This is a genomic window from Sphingopyxis sp., from assembly GCF_035686825.1.
In the GTDB taxonomy this organism is placed as follows: domain Bacteria; phylum Pseudomonadota; class Alphaproteobacteria; order Sphingomonadales; family Sphingomonadaceae; genus Sphingopyxis.
On record NZ_DASRYZ010000007.1, the window covers coordinates 461,053 to 484,330 of the forward strand.

The window sequence follows — 23,278 nt, forward strand, 5'->3', positions numbered from 1 at the left end:
AGGTCGAACGCCGCTCCTGATTGGAAGAACGCAGCCCGTATTGACATATGTATCCTACCTCCCGATCCGCCTGTGCCAATGCCCCGCTTCCTCGCGCTCTCTTGATACCTACCGTACGAAAAAGGCACCGGAGAAATTTTCGTTTGGCAATTGGATAAAATGTCCTAAATGACAGTTTGCGTTTTTCATAGGGGGATTGCCATGTCAAGTCTGCGCGAAATGAAATGCTCCGCCCGGCAGGCCGGATGGATGAGTTCGGTCGCGACAGCGGTGTTTTTAGCCGCCCTGATTCCGGGGCAGGCGGCGGCCCAAACCCCGGCAGACGAAGCCGAGGCGAGCAAGAATGAAATCGTCGTAACCGCGACGCGCCGCACGACGACGGTCCAGGAGGCTCCTATCAATATCGCGGCGGTGACCGGGGCCGAGTTGGAGCGGCAGGGCTTGGGCACAATTTCGGAAGCGGTGCGTTCGATCCCCGGCATCAATATCGTCGACCAAGGCGGACGTGGGGGTAGTCAGATCATCGTGCGCGGCCTCAACGCCGAACCTCTGGTGAGCAATGACAACAGCAATGACGGCGGCGGTACGGTCGCGACCTACCTTGGTGAAACGCCCGTTTTCATCGAATTGAAGCTCAACGACATGGAGCGTGTCGAAGTGCTCCTCGGCCCGCAGGGCACGCTTTATGGCGCGGGCACGCTGGGCGGCGCAATCCGCTATATCCCGCGGCGCCCTCAGTTCGACGCGCGCACGCTGGATTTTCGCGGCGACATCTATGGCTACAGCGCGGCTGGGTCGGCCAGCGTCGATGCGGGGGCGACGGCCAATCTGCCGATCACCGACAACTTCGCGCTCCGGGCGTCGGTCGACCGCCTCGCCGATTCGGGCTTTATCGACCAGCCCTATGTGGTGATCACCCCCGGGGTCTCGCTACCCAATGGGCTGGATAGCGAGGCATCCCGGGCCGCCAATTTCCGCCGCGTCAAGGATGTCAATTATGAGGACACCTGGTCCGGCCGCGTCGCGGCACGCTGGCAGCCGTCCGGCGCGATTGACCTCAACCTGACCTATTATTTCCAGTTGCAGGAAACGGGCGGGAGGCAGTCGTCTTCGCGGCGGCTGACAAATCTGCCGGTCACGCTCGGCAAATATGAATCGGCGCTCCGGATCGAGGAGCCCGCTAAACGGGACAACCATCTGGTCGCTCTGGAAGCCAGCTTCGATTTGGGCTTTGCCCAATTAACCTCGGCGACGAGCTATTCCAAATATCGCCTGCACGCAAACCGTGACCAGACAGACCTCGCGATCCAACTCGGCTTTGGCTACGAGAACTTCAATCCGCTGATCGACATGACCGACGAACGGATCAAGGAAGAACGGATCAATCAGGAAGTACGGCTTGTCTCGTCGGGGGACGGTCCGTTCAACTGGACGATCGGTGGATTCTACAATCGGTTCAAGCGCAGGGTCGATTATGCTGAACTGCTTCCAGGTTTCTACACTGGCGACCTGCGCGACTATATTTCCATCGATCAGAGCAGGCGCAGCGAATATGCCGCCTATGGCGAGCTATCCTATGACCTGACCGATGCCTGGACCGTGACGGTCGGCGGTCGCTATTACAAATATGATCTGGAGACCGCGTCGCAGTTTGCTTTCGGTCCGATCCCGCCTTCGGGGCCGACTTTTTTCCCCGCCACGCCGGGCGGGCAGAAGGACGACGGCGTGCTCGGCAAGTTCAACATGTCCTATGAATTTTCGCGCGATATCCTTGGCTATTTGACGATCAGCCAAGGTTATCGCGGGGGCAATTCGAACAGCGTCTCGGCCTGTCCGGTGCCGCTGCCGCCTAACACTTTCGTCTGCGGCCAGCCGAACGAGCTTCTCTATACTCCCGATACGACGACCAATTATGAGCTTGGGTTGAAAACGCAGTTCCTCGATCGCCGTGTGACACTGAACGGTTCGATCTTCTATATTGACTGGAAGGATGTGCAGGTCAGTTCAGCCACGCAGGTCGGGCAGGTCGGCATTACCGTCAACGGCAAGGGGGCGTCGAGCAAGGGCGTCGAGTTGAGCCTCGATGCGGAGGTAGCACAGGGGCTGCGGCTCCAGGGCAGCTATGCCTATACCGACGCGCAGCTTGACGAATTGTCGCCCGATCTCATCGCGACGATCTCGCCGCCGGGTTTCGGCACCGTCTATATCGATGGGCAGAAGGGCGATCGCCTGCCGGGTTCGGCGAAGCATCGCGGCAGCCTCGGCCTGTCCTATGTCGCACCGGTCAGCGACGGGCTCGATCTCGATCTTGGGTGGAACACCGTATTTTCGGGCAATGTGCTCACGACGGTTGGTGGCCGAGGTGGCGGGCTGGTGCTGCCGTCCTATTCGATCAGCAGCGCGCGGATCGGGCTAGTCAGCAAGGAGGAGGGCTATTCGGTCACGCTCTATGCCGACAATATCTTCGACGAATTTGCCGAGGTCGGCGTGCGTAATTCCCCGCTCTATAATCAGAATGTGATCAACGCGAGCGGCGACACGGTCTATTTCCGGCGTTTTTCGACCAGCGTGATGCCGCCGCGGCGTGTCGGCGTTCGCTTCACAAAATCTTTCTGAACATCGTCGCACCGGCCAGACCCTGACATTGGGCGGCCGGTGTGCCATGACCCGCCGAGGAGAAATTCGTGAAGCGCGGTACGGTCCTCATCTCGCTCGCAGCGCTCGTCGCTACCGGCGTAGCGGCGTTAGGGTTCGCACCCTATCTCTATGTCGAGAGCTGGCCCTATCTGAATACTCCCGCCGCGATGTCCGACGCGCCGGTCAGGCTTGTGAAGGGGCGGATGTTCGACGACTATTTCGCCATCCAGGATCTGGGCGACGGCGCCCATGCGATCGGCGAGCCGCGTTATTATCAGGCCAACTATTCCTATCTGATTGTCGGTGAAAAGCGGGCACTGCTGTTCGATGCGGGATCGGGAACGCGCGATATCCGGCCAGTGGTGAAGAGCCTGACGAATCTGCCCGTCACCATATTGCCCTCGCACCTTCATTACGATCATTTTGCCGGCCTTCACCCTTCCGACCGTCTGGCGCTTGTCGATCTGGCGTCGACGCGCGCGGATGTCGTCGGCGGGCGCTTCAGTCCGGGCCGGTACGAGTTTCTTGGCATGTTCGATGAACTGACCAGGCCGTCGGTTCCCGTCGCGGAATGGATCAAGCCCGGCGCGACGATCGACCTTGGCGGACGGACGCTGCGCCTCCTGTCGACCCCCGGGCACACGCCTCAATCGGTGTCGCTCCACGATCCGCAAGGACGGCGGCTGTTCACCGGCGATTTCATCTATCCTACCATGCTCTATGCCTTTCTTCCAGGCGCCGATCTCGGTGTGTATCGCCGTACCGCCGATCGGTTGCTTCTGGACTTTCCGCCGGACACCCGGCTGTGGGCGGCCCATTGCTGCCGCCGTAACGAAGGCTATGCGGCGCCTTGGCTCGGGATGAACGATCTTGCCGATCTCCATCGTGCGCTACAGGAGATCGAGGCGGGTGAGCGCGCGTCGACGGGCTTTTTTCCGCGCCGCTACCATGTCAACGATCAGATGGACATCGGCACCCCGCTTTTCTCGTTGGGGCATTGAGCGCCGCGCGTCAGAAGCGCGTGAGACTATATGGCGCCATATCGAAAGGCGTGTCTTCCCCGGCCATCAAATTGCCGACGAGTTTTGAGGTAATTGCAGCCTGTGTAATGCCCAGATGCTGATGGCCGAAAGCATAGCCGATCGCTGGCGCATCCTTGAGTATTCCGATTGCAGGAAGTGAATCGGGCAGGGAAGGGCGGCTTCCTATCCAGACCGTCGGGCTGGACGGTTGAAGGGGGGCGGCGAAATATCGCTGTGCCGCGACCGCCAGGCGATGCGCGCGGCGCCAGTCGGCTGGTGCGTCGGCAGCGGTGAATTCTACTGTTCCCGCGAGCCGAAGCGTGGACCCCATCGGCGTCGCGACGCAGGATTCGCGTTGGAAGGTAACCGGACAGCCCAGGCGGTTGCCCACGTTGTGCAGCGCGAGGTGATAGCCGCGCTCGGCTTGCAACGGGACTGCGGCGCCAAGCGGGCGCAACAGATCGCCGGAGGACAGTCCCGCCGCCACGATGATCTGATCGACGACCCGCTTGTCGCTTTCGATCAGAAGTTCGGCGCCGCGTTCGAGCGGCCGGATCGCCTTGGCGCGCTGTCCGATGACGGTGCCCCCCGCCGCACGAAAGCGTCGAAGCAATATCTGGCTAACGCCAAAGGGTTCACCGATATCGGCGTCGCTCTCGTGCAAGAGCCCGCCGATCACTGCATCGCTAAGCGCGGGTTCCAGCGTTTTCAATTCCTGCTCGTCCAAAAGGCGCGACGGCAAGCCATGCCGGGCCAGCCGTTCGCCCGTCTCGATCAGTTCGTCCAGGTCGCATTTTTCGCGGATTAGCCGGATCATGCCCTTTTCGCGCAGCCTGCCGGGCGCGCCGCAGAGAGTCAGCAGATCGCGCCATGCGTCGACCGCCGCGCCGTTAAGCGCGACCAATCCGTCCACAATCTTCCGCTGCCGGGCCGCGGAAAGCGTTGTCGCGGCGCGCAGCATCCAAGGCATAAACTGCGGAAGTCCGCGTAACCGGATAACGGCAGGTGCATCGCGCGCCACCAGCATTCGGGGCAGGCTGGCCAGCCGTGCTGGCGTGATCAACGGATAGATTTCCGACGCCGCGATTATGCCCGCATTGCCGAAGGAACAGCCCGTTCCGGGATCGGCATGATCGAGCAAGGTGACATGATGGCCGCGTCGCTGCGCATCAATCGCACAGGCGAGCCCGACGATTCCTGCGCCGATCACGAATATCTGCTTCTCACTCACCGAGTTTTTGCCAGACGAGCGTGGCGGCAGCGAGGTCGGCGAGGGCAGTGCCCACCGATTTGAATAGCGTCCGCTGGTCGGGGGAATGTGAAGTCGCGCCGGTGAGGAGATCGTGGATGTCGCCCGCGATTATATCCGGCCCGACGACTTTTCGTTCGATGGGCGACCGAATGTCGCCGGCTTCGGCGAGAACGCCTTCGATCGTGTCGACATAGACGAGGGATTGGGTGAGGCCCCGATCGTCGATTTCGCGCATGTCCGGGCGGTAGCCGCCGACCAGGTCGACGTGGGTGCCAGGGCTGACCCATGCGCCCTTGAGGAGCGGCTCCGTCGCGCGCGTCGCGACTGAAACAATGTCAGCCCGGGCAACGGCAGATGCGAGCGCTCCGGCGATCGTAACCGACAGATCGGGTCGGCGCCGTGATATATTCTTTCGGGTTGCTTCGACCTTTTCGGGTGTTCGGCCCCAGATCTCGATGTGGCTGATCGGACGAACTGCCGCGTGAGCCTCGGCCATATAAGGAGCAAGGTGCCCGCTTCCGACTATAAGCAGCCGGCTGGCATCCTCTCGCGATAAGGCGCGCGATGCAAGAGCCGACACGGCCGCGGTCCGGCGCGCGGTCAATTCGTCCGCTTCCATGAGTGCCAGCGCTGAACCGGTGCGCGTATCGATCAGCATGAAATGTCCGCCGATCACAGGCAGCCCCTTCGCGCCATTGCCGCTGGTCACGGTTAATATCTTCACGCCGGCGAACCGGTCATCCATCGCAGGCATCACGAGCAATTCCTGTCCCGTTGGCGCCGACAGGCGAAGGCGCAGTGGCGCCGCCGCCACTTCCGTCAGCGCGGCGCCAAGATGGTTGATAAGCGCCCAAAACGGTAATGCTGCCGCGACCTCGCGTGTCCCGATCGATTTGATAGTCACTGCTTCACGCCCCAGAATGCTGTCATCCAAAGGCTTTAGGGATTTTTGGATACAAAATCCAATAGCAATTTAAGTCGGTGTGAATGTTGCTCAGGCGACGGCCTCGTCAGCCTGAACCTCCGCACTTTCGCGTGCGTCGAGCATCCGCAGAAGATCGGCCCCGGTGCGTTCGATGTGATCGCGGGTCAACGCAACCGCCTGGTTGACCAAGCCTCGTCGGCAAAGATCAAGCAATCCGCCATGATCTTCCTGCGCCTTTTCAACGCCGTAACCGAGGGTGAGGACAAGCCGGGTATAGCGATCCGCGTTCACAAGCAAACCCCGAACGATATCCAGCGTTTTAGTCCGCCCGGATGGGGCATAGAGAGCCATGTGAAAGCGTCGATTCAGGTCGCCCCAACTGTCCACATCGTCGGTTAGCAATGCCGCGTCATACTCTTCCAAGATGGTTGCGGCGGTTGCGAAGTCGTCAGCGGTCATGTTCGGGATGGCGCGGCAGATCAGATCGGGTTCAAGCATGCCCCGCAGGTCGAACAATTCCTCGATGTCATTGCGCGACAGACCCGTGACGACATACCCCCGATGCGGGAAACTGGCGACAAGCCCTTCACTTTCGAGGCGCGATAGCGCCTCGCGTACCGGAATCCTGCTCGTGCCCATCTGTTCGGCCAACGCATCTTGCCTCAGGGGCGCGCCATCGACGATCTCGCCGGACAAAATGAGTTGGCGTATTTCATCGGCAACGGCGTCTGCAATCTTCAGCCTGGTCACCGCTTTCGGTCGCCTGCCGGACTCTTTCTCCACGTTCGCTCCCCGCACGTTTCTTGCTGCGAGGATAGGCGGTGATGCCCCCTTTCGCAATTGGATAAAAAATGATTGCTGTCTGACTTGCCGGCGACGGAGCCGGCTCATCTACTCGCGCGGCCTCGATCTCGCCGATCCGTCATGGGCGACGCCGATCGGCGCAGGGGTAAGGTCTGCGAGCGAGCGAACTGCTTGCAGCGGGCTGTTCCGCCGATCGGCAGGGCCGTGGCCATCGATCAGAACCGGAGCACCTTGGCCCCATATCCCGTGGCCTGACATGATCCCCCTTTTTCGCGGCGAACCGACTGGAAGGTCGCTGGTGCGCAGGGAGCCGATCGGCGAAGAAACGACGGGCGAGAGAAATCTTACCATCTCGGCTTCAGCGCTGCGCCACTCGCGATGAAAACCAAAAATATTGCGACAAGAGCCGCCAAAGCGAGCGGTCGAGGCCGTCGGGACAGCGCAAATTCTGGGGTGACGGCGCGAACGAGCTCGTAACCGGATACCGGTGCCTGCGTCGTTTGGCCGGTGATCCGAGCTGTCCGACTGGATTGACCCGGACGGCGTGCCTCGCCCCGCCGTCGTTTATGGTCTCGTGGCAACGGATTTCGAGGGCATCGAGCTCGATCTCCATCGCCACGCGAAGGGGCAGATCATGCTTGTCCAGCGCGGTGCGCTCAGCTGCGAAGTCGAGGGCGGGCTCTGGGTGGTTCCCCCCGGCAGCGCGGTCTGGATTCCCGGCGGGGCACTCCACAGTGTCAGGATCGCGGGCGCGATCGAGGGCTATAACGCCTTCGTCGCATCATCGATCGGGCTGCGCATGCCGGTGACCTGCTGCGCCGTCGCGGTGTCGCCGTTGCTTCGCGAACTCCTCGTCCGTTCGTCACAGCTACCGCTGCTCTACGATGAGGGCGGGGCCAACTCGCGGTTGATTGATGTGCTCGCCGACGAACTCGCGGTGGCCGAGATCGAGAACCTGCATCTGCCGATGCCGATCGATCCCCGGCTACGCCGAATCGGCGCCAAGATGCTGGAGCGCCCGGGAGAACGGGGGACGCTGGGAAGCTGGGCAAAGCACGCCGGAATGAGCGAGCGGACGCTCGAGAGGCGGATTGGCGAGCAAACCGGGATGAGCTTTGGCCGTTGGCGCCAGCAACTCGCTGTCGTCCTCGCGGTCAAGTGGCTCGCCGGCGGCGCTTCCATCCAGAAGGTGGCAGCCGATCTGGGTTACGAAAGCGTGCCGAGCTTCGTAACAATGTTTCGCAAGGCGCTCGGCACGTCGCCCGGCCGCTATATGGCGGAGCGTCACTCAAGCAGAAACTAAGTTCGGGTCAGTGCAAGCGCTTCGATATCAAGGCGTTCAACGCCGTCGTGCTGAACGATGGCGTCGTGCCGTTGGCGCTACTGCGCAAGAATGTGGAGGCATGGATCGCCAGTCAGAAACGATAGCTGAGCGCGATCCGTAGACGTCGACTGTTCGTATATCGCGCCGGGAGAAGACAGGCCGCAACTGGCCACTACCGCCCGCTGCAAGCTCGTGTCAGAATTCACTGGCAATCGCCCCGATCAGAACGGTCCAGACGCCCAGCGACAGCGCATGAGCCAGAATGCAATCTCCGCTTTCGCGAATGACAGCCCGCATAAATCGTCGTCTACGTCCCGCCTCGACATCGGTCCCGCCGTCTGGCGGTGGCCGGTCTTCGAGCCGCAAGGCGTATTTGCCCACAGCAGCAGGTCCCGATGCCGCCACCTTGTCACCCATTAAGGCGCATAACGAGCGTGAAATTCATCCCCGATTTGGTAGGGACTTGCTAGTAGGGCCGCGTAGTGGTGGTCGTCGACGACAGGAAACGCGATACGGAGCCAAATGGCTTGATCGTCACTCGGTGCGCTCGCAAGATGCCGCCATGGCACAGAATATTTACGACAACGCCAACTTCTTTGCTGGTTACAGCGGCCTTCCGCGGCAGGTTCGCGGCCTCGACGGCGCGCCGGAATGGTCAACAGTCAGCAGGCTATTCCCGAGCCTCGTTGGAAAGCATGTCCTCGATCTCGGCTGCGGTTTCGGTTGGGCATCGCGCTGGATGCGCGCGCAGGGAGCGGCATCGGTAATCGGAATCGACCTGTCGGACCGGATGATTTCGCGGGCCCGCGCGGACACGAACGACGCCGCGATCGACTATCGTATCTCCGATCTCGATGCGCTCGATTTACCCTCGGCCACCTTCGATCTGGCCTTCAGCTCGCTTGCCTTCCATTATGTCGAGGATTGGACGGTGCTCGTCAGCCGACTTGCCGCGGTCCTGAAACCCGGTGGCGACCTCATCTTCACCATCGAACATCCGGTTTATATGGCGCCCGCCCTTCCGGAATGGACCGTGGACGGCGATGGGCGCCGAAGCTGGCCGGTGAATGCATATTCCGTCGAGGGGGAACGACGCACGAACTGGTTCGCCGACGGTGTGATCAAATATCACCGGACTTTCGCCACCACGTTGAACGGGTTGATTGAGGCCGGATTTTTGCTGAACCGCATCGATGAATTCGTTCCCACGGCGGAGCAGATAGTGGCAGATCCCGCGCTATGCGAAGAGGTCGATCGGCCGATGTTGCTCATTGTCTCGGTATCGCTTCGGGAACGATGAGGCTAATCGCGTCGTGATCACGATTAGCCCACTAAAGCCTCCACGTTATGTCCTCAAAACCGCAAGCTGACTGACCGCTACCGGCCAGAAGTGCTAGAGTTCTGCTTCCATCACAGCTTTGAATTCAGTCCGCATCGGTTGGTCGCTGGACCCCGGCGATCACCCATGAACTTTTTCGTGTCGCTCGAGCATCGCGACGAACTCGGCGATTTTGCGCGCTCTCGTCTCCCTCTTCTTCACAGTTCCTATGCGATAGAGGATCGCATACCGGTTCGAACCGGTCAGCGTTGCAAAGAAGGCTGCCGCCCCAGGGCTCTGATCCAATGCTGCTTGGAGGTCGGCGGGCACCTCGGCCTTACTTGCGGGTGCGTAGGCGGCTTCCCACCTGCCGTCTGCCTTGGCAGCCTCGATCTGTGCCAGCCCGCGCGCATGCGTCCGTCCAGCTTCGAGAAGCTCGGTTGCGCGGGTGCGGTTTACTTGGGACCACTTGCTGTCCGCCTTGCGCGGTGTGAAGCGGACAAGCCAGTGTTTATCGTCGTATTTGTCGAGCTGCCCATCGATCCAGCCGTAGCAGAGTGCAGCGTCGATTGCCTCGGGCTTCGTCACGCTGGCGATGCCCGACCCCGCCTTGGCGAACTTGATCCAGAGCCCAGAAGAGTTTGCAGGCTGCGCCTCAAGCCAACGCTCCAAAGTTGCCGCATCGGTAAAAGCAATGACCGGCAGACCGCAGTGATCTTCGGCCATCGGACACTCTCCCTTTAAAATTTGAGCACGACGCTTTTCGAAATGCAAAGCTCGATATGAGCCACAAATTCTCAGCATGTCTGGCTCTATCGAACATTTTTTCATTCGCAATAAGCCAGCGGCCGCTTTCGAAGAATCCCTTCCCATGGGAGGCCGACCGCAACCGGCCACTGGCGACGCCCGCAATCATTGAGCTAGTGCGGAGTTGGATGGGCCCTTGTCCCGTATCGGTTCAAATATACCGAAACAACTTTGGCGTCTCGGGCGCGCGCGCCTTTTTTTGTACGAAATTGAAGGTGTTGTGATTGCCCTGCGCGTCTTGCGCCCTTAACCGGTCGGCCAAACAGAGGAGGCGGCATGATCGGGCAATTCTCAACGCACACACAAGCGACACGCGCTTCTCGCAGCCTTGGGAAACTATTCGCCTCCACAGCGATCGTCGCATGCGCGATGGGGCTGGTCTCAGGCGTACCCGTTGCATCGGCGCAGAGCGTGACGACGTCGGGCGACGTCAATCCTTCCCCTGCCACCTCACCGGACTGGGACGTCGGCGGGGTCCTCAACGTTGGCGACGCAGGCATCGGTAGCCTGACGGTGGCGGGCGGCGGAACGGTCACGAGTACCTTTGGCCAGATTGGCGTCGATAGCGGCGGCACCGGAACGGTCACGGTAACGGGGACAGGTTCGAACTGGACGAGCAGCAGTAGCGTCTACGTCGGCATGTTCGGTTCCGGAACGCTGAACATCGCGAACCGCGGCAGCGTGGACGTCGACACCAATAGCACGCTCGGCGAATATGGCGATTCCTCGGGAATCGCGACAGTGAGCGGCCCCGGCTCGCGCTGGACAACCGACAATCTCCTTTATGTCGGCGCGGCGGGTAACGGAACGCTGGGGGTCGAAAATGGCGGCTCGGTGTTCGCTGCGGATGCCATCGTCGGCGAGGATGCCGGCAGCGTGGGTCTGGTGACAGTCGCCGGGACGGGTTCGTCTGTCAGTCTCGACAGCAATTTGGTCGTCGGCCAGGCCGGTACCGGTACGCTGGAGATCGCCGGCGGAGGCGCCGTGACGACCGGCAACCAGGGGATCCTCGGATTTTTTGCCGGATCGGAGGGCGTGGTAACCGTCACCGGGCCGGATTCGGTCTGGAATCTGAGCAATTCGCTGCAGGTGGGCCGCGAGGGAAGCGGCGAGCTGACCATCTCCAATGGCGGTGTCGTTTCCACCGCGGCGGCGCACATCAGCGTGGATTTCCGAACGATCGGCTCGCGGCAGGGCGCGAGCGGAGAGGTGACCGTGACCGGGGCTGGCTCGGCATGGCTTGGGGATGCCAATCTCACAGTGGGCGGTGAAGGCACCGGCACGCTGACGATCGCTGCCGGCGGTCTGGCCACGAGCGGGACGGCCGTCATCGGCAGCTCGGTCGATGCTGTTGGCACGGCGACGGTAACCGGCGGAAATTCGGCCTGGACGAACAGCGACCAAATGTTGGTCGGCTTTTCGGGGAAAGGCGCGCTGACGATCTCGAACGGGGGAAGCGTAAGCAACGCGATCACCTCGATCGGCGAAGCTGCCGGTTCGACCGGCGCGGTATCGGTGACGGGCGCCAACTCGATATTGGCGAACAGCGCCGATCTTTTTGTCGGCAACGCGGGTTCGGGCACGCTGACCGTCACCGGCGGCGGCTCCGCCGCGGCGACGCAGATCATGATCGCCGCTCTGGCCGGAAGCACTGGCATCCTCAACATCGGCTCTGACGCCGGTCAGGCGGCGACGGCTGCCGGAACGCTTGGCGCCTCCGAGATTGCGTTCGGCGCGGGGGCGGGATCAATGATCTTCAACCACACCGACGCGGACTATGACTTCGACGTTGCGATTACGGGCGCGGGCACGATTCAGCAGGTGGCGGGTGTCACACGCCTGACCGCGGACAACTCGGGGTTCACCGGCTCGATCGCAATCTCGGGCGGTACGCTGCTCGTCGACGGCACGCTCGGTGACGCGGCTAGCGAGGTCGTCGTACTCGGCGGCGGCACGCTGGGCGGCACCGGCACGATCGGCGGTGACGTCACCGTCGGCGGCGGCGCCACGCTGGCGCCCGGCAATAGCCCGGGCACGCTGACGGTCGGCGGCGATCTGGAACTCACACCCAATGCGGTACTTGCCTTCGAGTTCGGTCAGGCGGGTATCGTCGGCGGCGCGCTCAACGACCTTGTCGATGTCGGCGGCAACCTCACGCTCGATGGCACGATCAACGTGTCGGCTTCTGCTGGGGGGTCGTTCGGTCCCGGCATCTACCGTATTTTCAATTATGGCGGCGCACTGACAGACGACGGGTTGGCGCTGGGGACGATCCCCGGCGGCACCGCCGGCGTTTCCGTGCAGACGGCCGTCGCGGGACAGGTCAATCTGGTCAACGCCGCGGGGCGGACGCTGGGCTTCTGGGATGGCAATGCCGGACCCAAGAATGACGGCATCGTCAACGGTGGGAACGGCGTGTGGCGCGTCGGCGGCGGATCGAGCAGCTGGGCCGATGCCGATGGCGCGCTCAATGCCGACTATACACAGGACAGCTTGGCGATTTTCTCCGGCGCACGGGGCACCGTGACCATCGACGATATTGGCGGGAATGTTCAGGCATCGGGTCTTCAGTTCGCGAGCAACGGCTATTCGATCACCGGTGACTCGCTGACCTTGACCGGGACACGGGCAACCGTTCAGGTCGGCGACGGCAGCGCCGCGAGCACGGCCTACACCGCGATTATCGCGAGCGAGCTCACGGGCTCGGCGCAGCTGGTCAAGACCGATGCGGGCAGGCTGATTCTGACCGGTAGCAACAGCTACACCGGCGGCACCGCGATCGACGGCGGCACGCTGCAGATCGGCAACGGCGGCGCGACCGGCAGCATCATCGGCGACATCGACAATGACGGCGCACTGGTGGTGAACCGTTCGGGCACGCTGTCGCTCGGCGGCACAATCTCGGGCAGCGGCTCGCTGGCCAAGTCCGGCAGCGGCACCCTCGTCCTCACCGGCACCAACAGCTATCGCGGCGGCACCACCGTTAGCGGCGGTACCGTGCAGATTTCGAGCGACGCCAATCTTGGCGATGCTGCGGGCAGGCTCTCGCTTCAGGGCGCCACGCTCCAGGCGGGCGCTTCCTTCACCTCGGCGCGCGACATCCTCGTCGGCAGCCCGACCGCGAACCGTATCGATACGCAAGGATTCGATGTCACGCTGACCGGCACGATCGGCAACGGGGCCAACAATCCGGCGAGCAACATCCTCGAAAAGACCGGCTCGGGAACGCTGACGCTGACCGGCGACAACATCTATGTCAACCGCACGGCCATCAGCGGCGGCACGCTGGCGCTGGCCGGCGCGGGCCGGGCGGGGGTCGGCAACTTCATCGTCGGCGCGGGCACCGTCCTCGACATCTCGCAGACCGACACCGGCGCGCGGGTCATCCAGCTGGGTAGCGGCCCGGCGGGCACCATCGCGCTGGGTTCCAGGATGCTGACGCTGGGCCTCGAGAATATGTTCAGCGACTGGTCGGGCACGATCACCGACGGCGGTATCGCCGGCGGCACCGGCGGCAGCGTCGTGATCGCCGGTCTCGGCGGAGGGGTCCGCTATCTCGAGGCCAACAGCTATACCGGCGGCACGACCCTCTTGTCGGGCCGATTCGAGCTGGTCGGCAACGGCTCGCTTCATTCGGGCGGCGCGGTGACGGTGCACGGCGGCGTGTTCGACATCTCCGGCATCACCGGCTCCGGTACCACAATCGGCGACCTTTCGGGCTCCGGCGGGGGCGCGGGCACGATCGTGCTCGGCGACAAGACTCTGACCTTCGGCGCTGACAACGACAGCTATTTCACCGGGACGATCGCCGGGGCGGGCGGCGCGCTGGTCAAGAACGGCGCCGGCGCCTTCACCCTCACCGGCGCCAACAGCTATACCGGGACGACGAGCGTCAACGCAGGCACGTTGCTGGTCAATGGCGACCAGTCGGCCGCTACCGGCCTCACCAGCGTCGCGGCGGGCGCAACACTTGGCGGATCGGGCACCATCGGCGGCGACGTATTCGTGGCCGATGGCGGCACGCTCGCGCCGGGCAACAGCCCCGGCACTCTGACAATCAACGGCGGACTGACGCTGTCGGGCGGATCGACGCTCGCTTATGAATTCGGCGCGCGCAACGCGGTCGGGAATCCGCTTAACGACCTCGTCGATGTCGCCGGGAACCTGACCCTGGACGGCACGATCAACGTCTCGGTAGCGGCAGGCGGCACGTTTGACGTTGGCCTCTATCGTGTCGCCAACTATGGCGGCACGCTCACAGATAACAGCCTCGCCATAGGCACGATGCCGGCGAGCGCCGATGCGTTCGTGCAGACTTCGGTCGCGGGCCAGGTCAATTTGATCAACACCGGCGGCGCGCTGCTCAACTTCTGGGACGGCAGCGCCGGGGCAAACAAGTTCAACAATGTGGTCGACGGCGGCAGCGGCATGTGGCGGACCGGGTTGGACAACAGCTGGACCGAGGCGACCGGCGCCGCGAACGCCGGCTATGCCAGCGGCGCCTTCGCGATCTTCGCGGGCACCGGCGGCGTGGTCACGATCGATAACAGCCTGGGTGCGGTGTCGGCGTCAGGCATGCAGTTCGCGGCGGCGAATTACCGGGTCCAGGGCGGTGCGCTGACACTGACTGGTCCGCAATCGGTGATCCGCGTCGGCGACGGTGGCAGTGCCGGGCTCGGCTATAACACGATCATCACCGCCGAGATCACGGGCAACTCCCAGCTGGTCAAGACCGATCTCGGCCGGCTCGAACTCACCGGGACCAACAGCTACACTGGCGGCACCGCGTTCAACGGCGGCGCGGTGCAGATCTCGAGCGACGCCAATCTCGGCGCCGCCTCGGGCGGGCTCAGCTTCAATGGCGGCACGCTCGCAACCACGACCGATATCAGCTCGGGCCGCACGGTCGATCTCGCGGGCCAAGGCGTGTTCTCCATCGACGCGGATACGACGCTCACGCTCACCGGCAATCTCACCGGCGCGGGTCTGATCGGGAAGCTCGGTGCCGGCACCCTCTTGCTTGCGGGTGCCGGCAGCCACAGCGGCGGCATCGAAGTCGTGCAGGGCACGCTACTGGTGAACGGCGACTATGGCGCGGCGACTGGCCCCGTGACCGTAAACCAGCTCACGACGCTGGGCGGCACCGGCACGATCGGTGGCGACATCAACCTCAGTGGCACGCTGGCGCCGGGCGCGGGCGGTGCGGGTACGCTGACGGTGGGCGGCGATCTGTTCATCCGCCCGACCGCGACGCTTGACTTCGAGTTCGGCGAGGCCGGCGTGGTCGGCGGCGCCCTCAACGATCTCGTGAACGTCGGCGGCGATCTGGTGCTCGACGGCGTACTCAACGTCGGCGTCCCGGTGGGGGGCGCCTTCGACGTCGGCATCTATCGCATGTTCAACTATGGCGGAACGCTCACCGATAACGGCGTGACGCTCGGAACCATGCCCGCAGAGTCCAACGCCGTCGTTCAGACCTCGATCGCGGGCCAGGTCAATCTCGTCAACTCGGGGGTCCTCGCGCTCAACTTCTGGGATGGCGCGGCCGGGCCTAAGAACGAGGGCGTGATCAACGGCGGCAATGGAAGCTGGCAGGCAAGCGGCGGCGACGACAATTGGACCGGCGAGAACGGTGCTGTAAACGCCGGCTATACCGACGGCGCCTTCGCCATCTTCGGCGGCACCGGCGGGACGGTCACAGTGGATGACGGTCTGGGCGCTGTTGCCGCTGTGGGCATGCAGTTCGCTGCCAATGATTATGTCATCGCGGGCGACGGCATCACGTTGACCGATCCCACCGCTACGATCCGCGTCGGCGACGGCAGCGCGGCGGGCGCGGACTTTACCGCGACGATCAATTCCGCGCTGGGCGGTGCTGCGCAGCTGATCAAGACCGACGCGGGCACGCTCGTGCTTGGCGGCACGAACAGCTACACTGGTGGCACGCAGATCGTCGGCGGGACGCTCCGCATTTCGAGTGACGCCAACCTCGGCGCGGCGAGTGGCGAAGTAACCTTCGATGGCGGCACGCTCGAGACGATTGCCTCCCTCACGAGCGCACGCGATATCGAGATCGCCAGCGCGGGAACGATTACACCTGCGGCCGACACGCGCTTCACCTACGATGGCCTCATCTCTGGCACCGGATCGCTCACCAAAGGGGGGGCGGGGACTCTGCTTGTGACGGCCGACAGCAGCGGCTTCGGCGGCAGCACGTCGGTCGCTGCCGGGACGCTCGTGGTGCAGGGCGGCCTTGGCGGTGCGGTCTCCGTCGGCGCAGCGGGCCGCCTCGAAGGCACGGGCCGCGTCGGCAGCCTCGCCAACGCAGGCGTCGTCGCGCCCGGCACCAGCATCGGTTCGCTCACTGTCGCTGGCGATTACACCGGGAACGGCGGCGTGCTCGAGATTGAAGCCGAACTGGGCGGCGACAGCTCGCTTGCGGATCGCCTGATCGTGGGCGGCGCGACATCGGGCAATACACGGGTGACGGTCACCAACCGCGGCGGTCTCGGCGCGCAGACCGTCGAGGGGATCAAGATCGTCGACGTCGCGGGCGCGTCGAACGGCAGTTTTGTCCTCGATGGCGACTATTTGTTCGACGGTGAGCAGGCGGTGATAGCGGGGGCCTACGGCTACCGCCTCTACAAGAATGGTGTGGCCACGCCGCAGGATGGCGACTGGTATCTGCGCTCTGCACTTCTCGCCAGCGAGAATCCGCAAGGTCCGCTCTATCAGCCAGGCGTGCCGGTCTATGAAGCCTATGTCGGGGCGCTGCAGTCGCTGAACCGCCTGCCGACCTTGCAGCAACGCGTCGGCAATCGCTCGTGGGCGGCCTCGCCGATTGCCGGCGCGGGCCTCTGGGGCCGGTTCGAATCCGAGCGCCAGCGTCCCGAGGCGCTCGTCTCGACGAGCGATGCCGACCGCAAGGTCGACCAGTGGCAGGCGCAGATCGGGCTCGACGCGGTGGTGGCGGAGCGGAGCGACGGCGCCGCGCTCGTCGGCGGGCTGACCGCGCATTATGGCAAGGCGGACAGCAGCGTCGCGTCGATCTTCGGCAACGGCACGATCGACACGCAGGGTTACGGCATCGGTGCGACGATGACCTGGTACGGGCCGAAGGGCTTTTATGTCGACGGACAGGTCAAGCTCAGCTGGTTCGACAGCGATCTGGAATCCAGCATCCTCGGATCGCTCACGCGCGGCAACAAGGGTGATGGCCAGGCGTTCAGCCTCGAAGTCGGCAAGCAGACCTCGATTGGCGGCAATCTGTCGATCACGCCGCAGGTCCAGATGAGCTATGCCAAGGTCGATTTCGACCGCTTCGCCGACCCTTCGGACGCCGCAGTGTCGGTTGCGAAGGGCGAAAGCCTGAAGACCCGCGGGGGTTTGGCAATCGATCATCAGACGAGCTGGAAGGGTGCTGCCGGCGATACGCGCCGGACCCGCCTCTACACGGTAGTGAACCTCAGCTATGAATGGCTCGATGGGGCCGAGGCCGATGTGTCAGGAACGCCGATCGCAAATCGCGACCACCGCCTGACGGGCGAACTGGGGCTTGGCGGCAGCTACAGTTGGGGCGACGACCGCTTTACCCTCTACACCGAGGTGTCGGGCGATACGGCGATCGCCGACTTCGGTGCGGGCTATAATCTGAAGGGCACAGCAGGCTTCCGGGTACGGTTCTGATCGCTGTCTAATCCGGCGGCGGAAAGCAAGTGAGCTCTTGAAAGATTGTGAGGGCGTCAGGTCAATTTGGGTCTGACGTCCGCTTCTTGCGATTTGTCGCCAAAAGCCGACTGACAGCAACCGGCCATAACGCGCTGTTCACATACGGTTCGGCTCCGCAACGCTATCTAAATCCACCATCAAAGGAGACGGGCCATGAAAAAATACATCGCCGCCGCGGTCCTTGCCGCGCTCACGGTTCCTGCGGGGCCAGCGCTCGCCGACCCCCCGCCATGGGCGCCGGCGCACGGCAAGCGCGCCAAGGATCGCGGCCTTTATGACGGATATGGCCGCTACTATGAGCCCCGCCGTCTGTCGCACGGCGATCGCATCTGGCGGAGCAAGGATGGCCGTTACCACTGCCGCCGCGAGAACGGAACCACGGGACTGATCATCGGCGCGGCCGTCGGTGCGCTCGTTGGGCGCGAACTCGATGGCGGGCGCGACCGCACAGTCGGGACGATCATCGGAGCGGCGGGCGGCGGCTTGCTCGGGCGGGCGATCGATCGCGGCGAACTTAAATGCCGCTGATATGAAAGGACGGCGCGAGAGGGACCAGTCTGCTCGCGCCGTCCTCATGACACCGCACGCTGTGGGGGAGCGCGCGGTGAGAAAGTCTATCCGATAATCCGGTTGCGCATGCTTCCTGCCTTTGTCACCCGCAGCCCAGCTATGCCCGCTCGGTCGAGCGTGCGGCGCCAGGATTCCAGCTCTTCGTCGCTGAGGCGATATCGGGCGCAAGCGTCTGCGAGCCCGATCAGCCCGCCGTCGATCGCGGCAAGCAGCTCCGCCTTGCGGTGCGCGACCCAATAACCTGCCGTCGGCGGCGGCAGATCGTCGATTGTGAGCGGCCCGGCCGGTCCGGCGACCGATGTAGGTCTTATCGTCGTTTCGAGCACTGCGAACTCTCCATCCGCACGGCCGCTGCCGCCTGTGTGCCCCCCGCAGCGAAAATGCGGTTTCGAGGTTAACAAAAGGTTGCGATGTGAGCGTCATTGCGCCGAACCGTTTGCCGCCGAGCATCGCTGCGCAGGCTTTGGTGGATGACACTGCGAAGCGACAGCGGGGCGTTCGTTAGTTGACGGCCTCTCTTGCTAGAGCGGGCAAATTGCGGCAGTTCCTTCCCCCATAGGGGGAAAAAGACCCGAACTGCGAATTAATTGATGGCACTGGCGCTGGCGCGGGTGCAGGCCCGGCTCAGGCTCAGACGATGCCGGACCTGCCCGCGAACCCGCTCAAGGCGATCGATGGCGAGTGGTACGGCGTCGACCGCAAAGATCAGGCTGTCCGTGGCAAACGGCATGGTGACGATCGGGGAAAACGACACGGCCGATCCCTGTTCAAGAAGATCGCGGCACCAGCGGGAACGGTCATTGCCCGTATCACGGCGGTGGAATCGGCCGGATCGAAGTCAGCGCGCTTTGTCGGCCGGTGCCTCGAGTTGATCGACACATCGCGTTCGGACACGATCGCATGTCCCGGCCGCGCATTTGTGCAATCCGCCGCTGATGGCGGCAAGCCCGGCTTGAAGATCAATTTCTGGACAGCCGCCGTCCTTCGCAAGGATAATATCCCCGAATATCAGTGGCAGTATCGCAAGTGAGTTTCGGGCGAAGCGGAGTTGCCGCTCCACGCGCTCCGTGACCGCTCGCGTCTATAGAATCGACGGTGTCCACTCCGCACCGGGCCATCTTCGACGTTATGCTCCCGGAATTCCTGCCAGCTCAGCGGGCGTGATCACTGGCTCATTGCGATCCTTCCGCTCCGAATAGCGGTCGACCAGCTGGTCGGAATGGCCACGCGTCAGCACGGTGAAGCGCACCAACTCCTCGGCGACATCGACGATCCGGTCATAATAGCTCGACGGCAGCATCCGGCCCGCTTCGTCAAACTCGGCGTAGGCTTTAGCGACGCTCGACTGGTTGGGGATGGTGATCATCCGCATCCAGCGCCCGAGGATGCGCAGCGTGTTGATGCTGTTGAACGACTGCGATCCCGCCGACACCTGCATCACCGCCAGCGTGCGCCCTTGGGTAGGGCGGAGCCCCTTGTAGGCGAGGGGCAGGTGATCGACCTGCGCCTTCATGATGCCGGTGATCTGGCCGTGCCGTTCGGGGCTGCACCAGACCTGCCCTTCGGACCAGAGCGAGTGCTGCCTCAATTCCTCGACCGCCGGATGATCGTCGCCGGGGATCAGATCAGGCAGGGGTAAATCGGACGGATCGAAGATGCGCGTCTCGCAGCCGAAGAGCTGGAGCAGGCGCGCGGTCTCCTCGACCACGAGACGCGAATAAGAGCGCTCGCGGAGGCTGCCGTAGAGTAGCAGGATGCGCGGTGCCGGATCGAGCGGGCCCAGACCGAGGGCCGGCTGGGCGCGCAGATATTCGGGACTGAGCGCCGGGAAATGGTCGGCATCGACGAGCGCGCGCAGGCGCGTGAATTCTGGGTCTGTCATATTCATGCTTCCGGAGGAGTGCTTGCGGGGAACCAACGGCGCCCGAGGCGAAATGCCACGCCGACGAGGAGGATGAGGACGGGGACCTCGACGAGCGGGCCAATCACCGCCGCGAAGGCGACGGGCGAGGCGAGGCCGAAGGCCGCAATTGAGACAGCAATCGCGAGTTCGAAATTATTGCCCGCGGCGGTGAAGGCGACCGCGGTCGTGCGCGGATAATCGGCGTCGATGAGCTTACCCATCCAGAAGCTGATCAGGAACTGCACGACGAAATAGATGGTGAGCGGCATCGCGATGCGGACGACGTCGCCGGGAATGGTGACGATCTCGCCGCCCTTGAGGCTGAACATGGCGACGATGGTGAAGAGCAGCGCGACAAGCGTGATCGGTGCGATCTTCGGCAGAAAGCGGATCTCATACCATTCCTCACCCTTCTTTCGGGTGAGGATAGTGCGCGTCAGATATCCGGCGAGGAACGGGATGCCGAGATAGATGAGCACGGCTTCCGCGATCGTCCAGAAGCTTACGTCGATGATGCTGCCTTCGAGCCCGAACAGCGGCGGGAGCACCGCGAGGAAGAACCAGGCGTAGACGCTGAAGAAGAGGATCTGGAAGATCGAGTTGAAGGCGACCAGCGCCGCGACATATTGATTGTCGCCTTTCGCGAGCTGGTTCCAGACGATCACCATCGCGATGCAGCGCGCGAGGCCGATCAGGATCAGGCCGGTCATATACTCGGGCTTGTCCGACAGGAAGAGGATGGCGAGAGCGAACATCAGCACCGGACCGATGATCCAGTTCTGGATGAGCGAGATTGCCAGTACACGCCGGTCGTCGAACACGCGCGGAAGCTCGTTATAGTGGACCCGCGCGAGCGGCGGGTACATCATCAGGATCAGCCCGATCGCGATCGGGATGTTGGTCGTGCCGATCGACAGCGCCTCGATCGCGCTCGGCAGGCCCTCGAAGACGGTTCCGAGAACCACGCCCAAGGCCATCGCCAGGAAGATCCAGAGCGTGAGATAGCGGTCGAGGAACGACAGGCGTTCGCGCTGGGTCTGCGGCACCGATCAGTCGCCGATGCGATTGCCGGCGGCGTCGACGACCTGCTCGCCGTCCTCTTTGGCGAAGGCGCCGAGCTGCCTCGCCGGAAGGATGTCGAGCACGGCTTCGGAAGGGCGGCAGAGCCTCACCCCGAGCGGCGATACGATGAGCGGGCGGTTGATCAGGACCGGATGCGCCATCATCGCGTCGATGAGCTCCGCATCGCCGAGCGCAGGATCGTCGAGGCCTAGTTCGGTGTAGGGCGTCCCCTTCTGGCGGAGGAGGTCGCGCGGCGCGATTCCGGCGCGGGCGATCAGTTGTTCGAGCAGCGCGCGCGATGGCGGCGTCTTCAGATATTCGACGACGTGTGGTTCGATCCCGGCGTTGCGGATCAGCCCGAGGGTGTTGCGCGACGTGCCGCAGTCAAGATTGTGATAGATGATGATATCGGTCACGGCCTTGGCTTCCTTCAGCAGCAGGCGAGTTCGGCGAGCAAGGGCTCGCAAAGCTCGGCGCGACCCTGGCAACAGTCCTTGGCGAGGAAGAGCATGAGGCCGCGAAGCGCATCGATGTCGGCGCGCTGAATGAAGTGGCGCCCGCGTTTTTCCGACTGAACGAGCCCAGCCTTGGCGAGCACCGCCAAGTGCGTGGAGAAGGTGCTCTGCGTCAGTCCAGCATGTTCGACGAGCTGCCCTGTCGAAAGTCCGTCGGGTTCGTGCTGGAGAAGCTGCCGGAAGGCATCGAGCCGTGTCGGATGCGCGAGCGCGGCGAGAGCGAGCAGGGCAGCGCCATTGGTCATACATCGGAATTATCCGATGGGTGTGAATCGGTCAATACTCATCGTATTTTTCCGATGGGTTTATGTTGCTCATCTCGCGCTGCGTCCGGGAGGGTGCCTTGATTGTCCGGCCGCGGCGGGTCAGTGTGTCCAGATTCTGATTTGATGTGGTGAAAACATGGATGTTCGTCAGATAGACTTGGAGGACGCGCCGGCGGTTCAGGCAATCTACGCACCCTATGTAACGTCCACCACCGTCTCGTTCGAGGAAGTGCCGCCCGATATTTCGGAGATGGAAAGGCGCATCGCCGCCATTCTGCTCAAATATCCTTATCTCGTTGCCGAAGTGGATGGGCAGATTGTCGGTTACGCCTACGCCAGCGAGCACAGGACGCGCGCGGCATACCGGACATCCGTCGATGTAACGGTCTATGTGGCGCCCGGCGCAAAGCGGAGCGGGGTGGCGCGCCGCTTGTAATCCCGTTTGCTGCCTGCCGCGGCGAACATGGGCTATCACGCCGCATTTGCTGGCATCGCGCTGCCGAACGACGCGAGCGTCGGGCTGCACGAAGCCATGGGCTTCGAACCGGTGGGCATCTACCGCGAGGTCGGACGAAAATTTGATGCCTGGCACGATGTCGGTTGGTGGCAACGACTATTGTGAGCGATCCGGAAGGGGCCGCGCGGTTAATGGATTTTCTCCGGTAGCAGGTAGCGAACGCCCGAATCACGACTTTCCGCGATTTTTTGTGCAGCAGCGGACCGTCTCAAACCGGCCAATCTAAGCTGTTTGTCCATCCGCGCCGTTTCCCTGACTTGAGCTACCGGGTGACCCACAAACGGGCACAGAAAAGCCCGCGCAACTCACTGCGCGGGCTTTCGCCGATCAGGGACGGATCAGTAGCTTGTTTCGAACTCGTCGATCTCGCGCTCGGCTTCGTCGCGCCCGCGGCCGTAACGTTCCTGTATCTTGCCGGCGAGAATCTTGCGATTTCCGTTGATCTCGTCGAGTTCGTCGTTGGTGAGTTCGCCCCATTTCTTCTGGACATGGCCCTTCACCTGTTCCCAATTGCCTTTGAGCGTATCGCTATTCATCTCGTTTCTCCAACTTCCGGTACGCGGAAACAACGCGGCGCTTTTCCGGATGTTCCGCAGCCGCGCCAGACGGCGGCCTTTTTTCGGAAAAA

At 63.1% G+C, this 23,278-nt stretch carries 19 protein-coding genes and 1 pseudogene; 9 read left to right on the forward strand and 11 right to left on the reverse strand.

Features of this window, described 5'->3' with window-relative positions; all coding sequences use genetic code 11:
- The first annotated feature begins 270 nt into the window (after positions 1 to 270).
- On the forward strand, positions 271 to 2,616 hold the full coding sequence (locus VFG17_RS20030) for a TonB-dependent receptor (protein ID WP_325031130.1): 2,346 nt from the start codon (positions 271 to 273) through the stop codon (positions 2,614 to 2,616).
- Between the two features lie 68 nt (positions 2,617 to 2,684).
- Complete coding sequence (locus VFG17_RS20035; RefSeq protein WP_325031131.1) at positions 2,685 to 3,638, forward strand: MBL fold metallo-hydrolase; 954 nt, start codon at positions 2,685 to 2,687, stop codon at positions 3,636 to 3,638.
- 10 nt (positions 3,639 to 3,648) lie between these two features.
- On the opposite strand, the gene VFG17_RS20040 is transcribed toward VFG17_RS20035, so the two are convergent.
- The 3 genes from VFG17_RS20040 to VFG17_RS20050 form a co-directional block, all read right to left on the reverse strand.
- On the reverse strand, positions 3,649 to 4,890 hold the full coding sequence (locus VFG17_RS20040; RefSeq protein ID WP_325031132.1) for an FAD-dependent oxidoreductase: 1,242 nt from the start codon (positions 4,888 to 4,890) through the stop codon (positions 3,649 to 3,651).
- A complete protein-coding gene (locus VFG17_RS20045) occupies positions 4,883 to 5,815 on the reverse strand; it encodes an ornithine cyclodeaminase family protein (RefSeq protein ID WP_325031133.1) in 933 nt (310 codons plus the stop codon). The genes VFG17_RS20040 and VFG17_RS20045 overlap by 8 nt, the downstream gene beginning before the upstream one ends.
- A gap of 90 nt (positions 5,816 to 5,905) precedes the next feature.
- A complete protein-coding gene (locus VFG17_RS20050) occupies positions 5,906 to 6,619 on the reverse strand; it encodes a GntR family transcriptional regulator (protein WP_325031134.1) in 714 nt (237 codons plus the stop codon).
- A gap of 141 nt (positions 6,620 to 6,760) precedes the next feature.
- On the opposite strand from VFG17_RS20050, the gene VFG17_RS20055 reads away from it, so the two are divergent.
- Positions 6,761 to 6,895 (forward strand): short-chain fatty acyl-CoA regulator family protein, encoded by a 135-nt coding sequence (locus tag VFG17_RS20055; RefSeq protein WP_325031135.1) that lies wholly within the window; start codon positions 6,761 to 6,763, stop codon positions 6,893 to 6,895.
- Positions 6,896 to 7,184: 289 nt separating this feature from the next.
- Positions 7,185 to 7,943 (forward strand): helix-turn-helix transcriptional regulator, encoded by a 759-nt coding sequence (locus VFG17_RS20060; protein ID WP_325031136.1) that lies wholly within the window; start codon positions 7,185 to 7,187, stop codon positions 7,941 to 7,943.
- A gap of 216 nt (positions 7,944 to 8,159) precedes the next feature.
- On the opposite strand, the gene VFG17_RS20065 is transcribed toward VFG17_RS20060, so the two are convergent.
- Positions 8,160 to 8,381, reverse strand: a complete 222-nt coding sequence (locus VFG17_RS20065; RefSeq protein WP_325031137.1) for a hypothetical protein — start codon at positions 8,379 to 8,381, stop codon at positions 8,160 to 8,162.
- A gap of 145 nt (positions 8,382 to 8,526) precedes the next feature.
- Between VFG17_RS20065 and VFG17_RS20070 the strand changes: the two genes are divergently transcribed.
- Positions 8,527 to 9,264, forward strand: coding sequence for a class I SAM-dependent methyltransferase (locus tag VFG17_RS20070; RefSeq protein ID WP_325031138.1), 738 nt, complete (start codon positions 8,527 to 8,529; stop codon positions 9,262 to 9,264).
- A 159-nt stretch (positions 9,265 to 9,423) separates the two neighbouring features.
- On the opposite strand, the gene VFG17_RS20075 is transcribed toward VFG17_RS20070, so the two are convergent.
- On the reverse strand, positions 9,424 to 10,008 hold the full coding sequence (locus VFG17_RS20075) for a YdeI/OmpD-associated family protein (protein ID WP_325031139.1): 585 nt from the start codon (positions 10,006 to 10,008) through the stop codon (positions 9,424 to 9,426).
- A 450-nt stretch (positions 10,009 to 10,458) separates the two neighbouring features.
- On the opposite strand from VFG17_RS20075, the gene VFG17_RS20080 reads away from it, so the two are divergent.
- The gene (locus VFG17_RS20080; protein WP_325031140.1) at positions 10,459 to 17,775 is read left to right on the forward strand and encodes an autotransporter outer membrane beta-barrel domain-containing protein; all 7,317 of its coding nucleotides are present in this window, start codon (positions 10,459 to 10,461) and stop codon (positions 17,773 to 17,775) included.
- Between the two features lie 195 nt (positions 17,776 to 17,970).
- Positions 17,971 to 18,345, forward strand: a complete 375-nt coding sequence (locus VFG17_RS20085; RefSeq protein WP_325031141.1) for a glycine zipper 2TM domain-containing protein — start codon at positions 17,971 to 17,973, stop codon at positions 18,343 to 18,345.
- An 86-nt stretch (positions 18,346 to 18,431) separates the two neighbouring features.
- On the opposite strand, the gene VFG17_RS20090 is transcribed toward VFG17_RS20085, so the two are convergent.
- On the reverse strand, positions 18,432 to 18,713 hold the full coding sequence (locus tag VFG17_RS20090; protein WP_325031142.1) for a DUF1153 domain-containing protein: 282 nt from the start codon (positions 18,711 to 18,713) through the stop codon (positions 18,432 to 18,434).
- Between the two features lie 311 nt (positions 18,714 to 19,024).
- Between VFG17_RS20090 and VFG17_RS20095 the strand changes: the two genes are divergently transcribed.
- The gene (locus VFG17_RS20095; protein WP_325031143.1) at positions 19,025 to 19,417 is read left to right on the forward strand and encodes a hypothetical protein; all 393 of its coding nucleotides are present in this window, start codon (positions 19,025 to 19,027) and stop codon (positions 19,415 to 19,417) included.
- A 96-nt stretch (positions 19,418 to 19,513) separates the two neighbouring features.
- Here the strand turns inward: VFG17_RS20095 and arsH are convergent, their stop codons facing one another.
- From arsH to VFG17_RS20115, 4 genes are read right to left on the reverse strand one after another with little or no spacing between them, the layout of a single operon-like run.
- Positions 19,514 to 20,269, reverse strand: a complete 756-nt coding sequence (gene arsH, locus VFG17_RS20100) for an arsenical resistance protein ArsH (protein WP_325031144.1) — start codon at positions 20,267 to 20,269, stop codon at positions 19,514 to 19,516.
- Positions 20,270 to 20,271: 2 nt separating this feature from the next.
- The gene (arsB, locus tag VFG17_RS20105; protein ID WP_325031145.1) at positions 20,272 to 21,336 is read right to left on the reverse strand and encodes an ACR3 family arsenite efflux transporter; all 1,065 of its coding nucleotides are present in this window, start codon (positions 21,334 to 21,336) and stop codon (positions 20,272 to 20,274) included.
- Positions 21,337 to 21,339: 3 nt separating this feature from the next.
- A complete protein-coding gene (gene arsC / locus VFG17_RS20110; RefSeq protein WP_325031146.1) occupies positions 21,340 to 21,768 on the reverse strand; it encodes an arsenate reductase (glutaredoxin) in 429 nt (142 codons plus the stop codon).
- Positions 21,769 to 21,782: 14 nt separating this feature from the next.
- A complete protein-coding gene (locus VFG17_RS20115; RefSeq protein WP_325031147.1) occupies positions 21,783 to 22,112 on the reverse strand; it encodes a metalloregulator ArsR/SmtB family transcription factor in 330 nt (109 codons plus the stop codon).
- A 157-nt stretch (positions 22,113 to 22,269) separates the two neighbouring features.
- Between VFG17_RS20115 and VFG17_RS20120 the strand changes: the two are divergent.
- Positions 22,270 to 22,755, forward strand: a pseudogene (locus VFG17_RS20120) (arsinothricin resistance N-acetyltransferase ArsN1 family B).
- A gap of 233 nt (positions 22,756 to 22,988) precedes the next feature.
- Here the strand turns inward: VFG17_RS20120 and VFG17_RS20125 are convergent.
- Positions 22,989 to 23,186: a CsbD family protein gene (locus VFG17_RS20125; protein ID WP_325031148.1), complete on the reverse strand. Its 198-nt coding sequence runs from the start codon at positions 23,184 to 23,186 to the stop codon at positions 22,989 to 22,991.
- Positions 23,187 to 23,278: the final 92 nt, after the last annotated feature.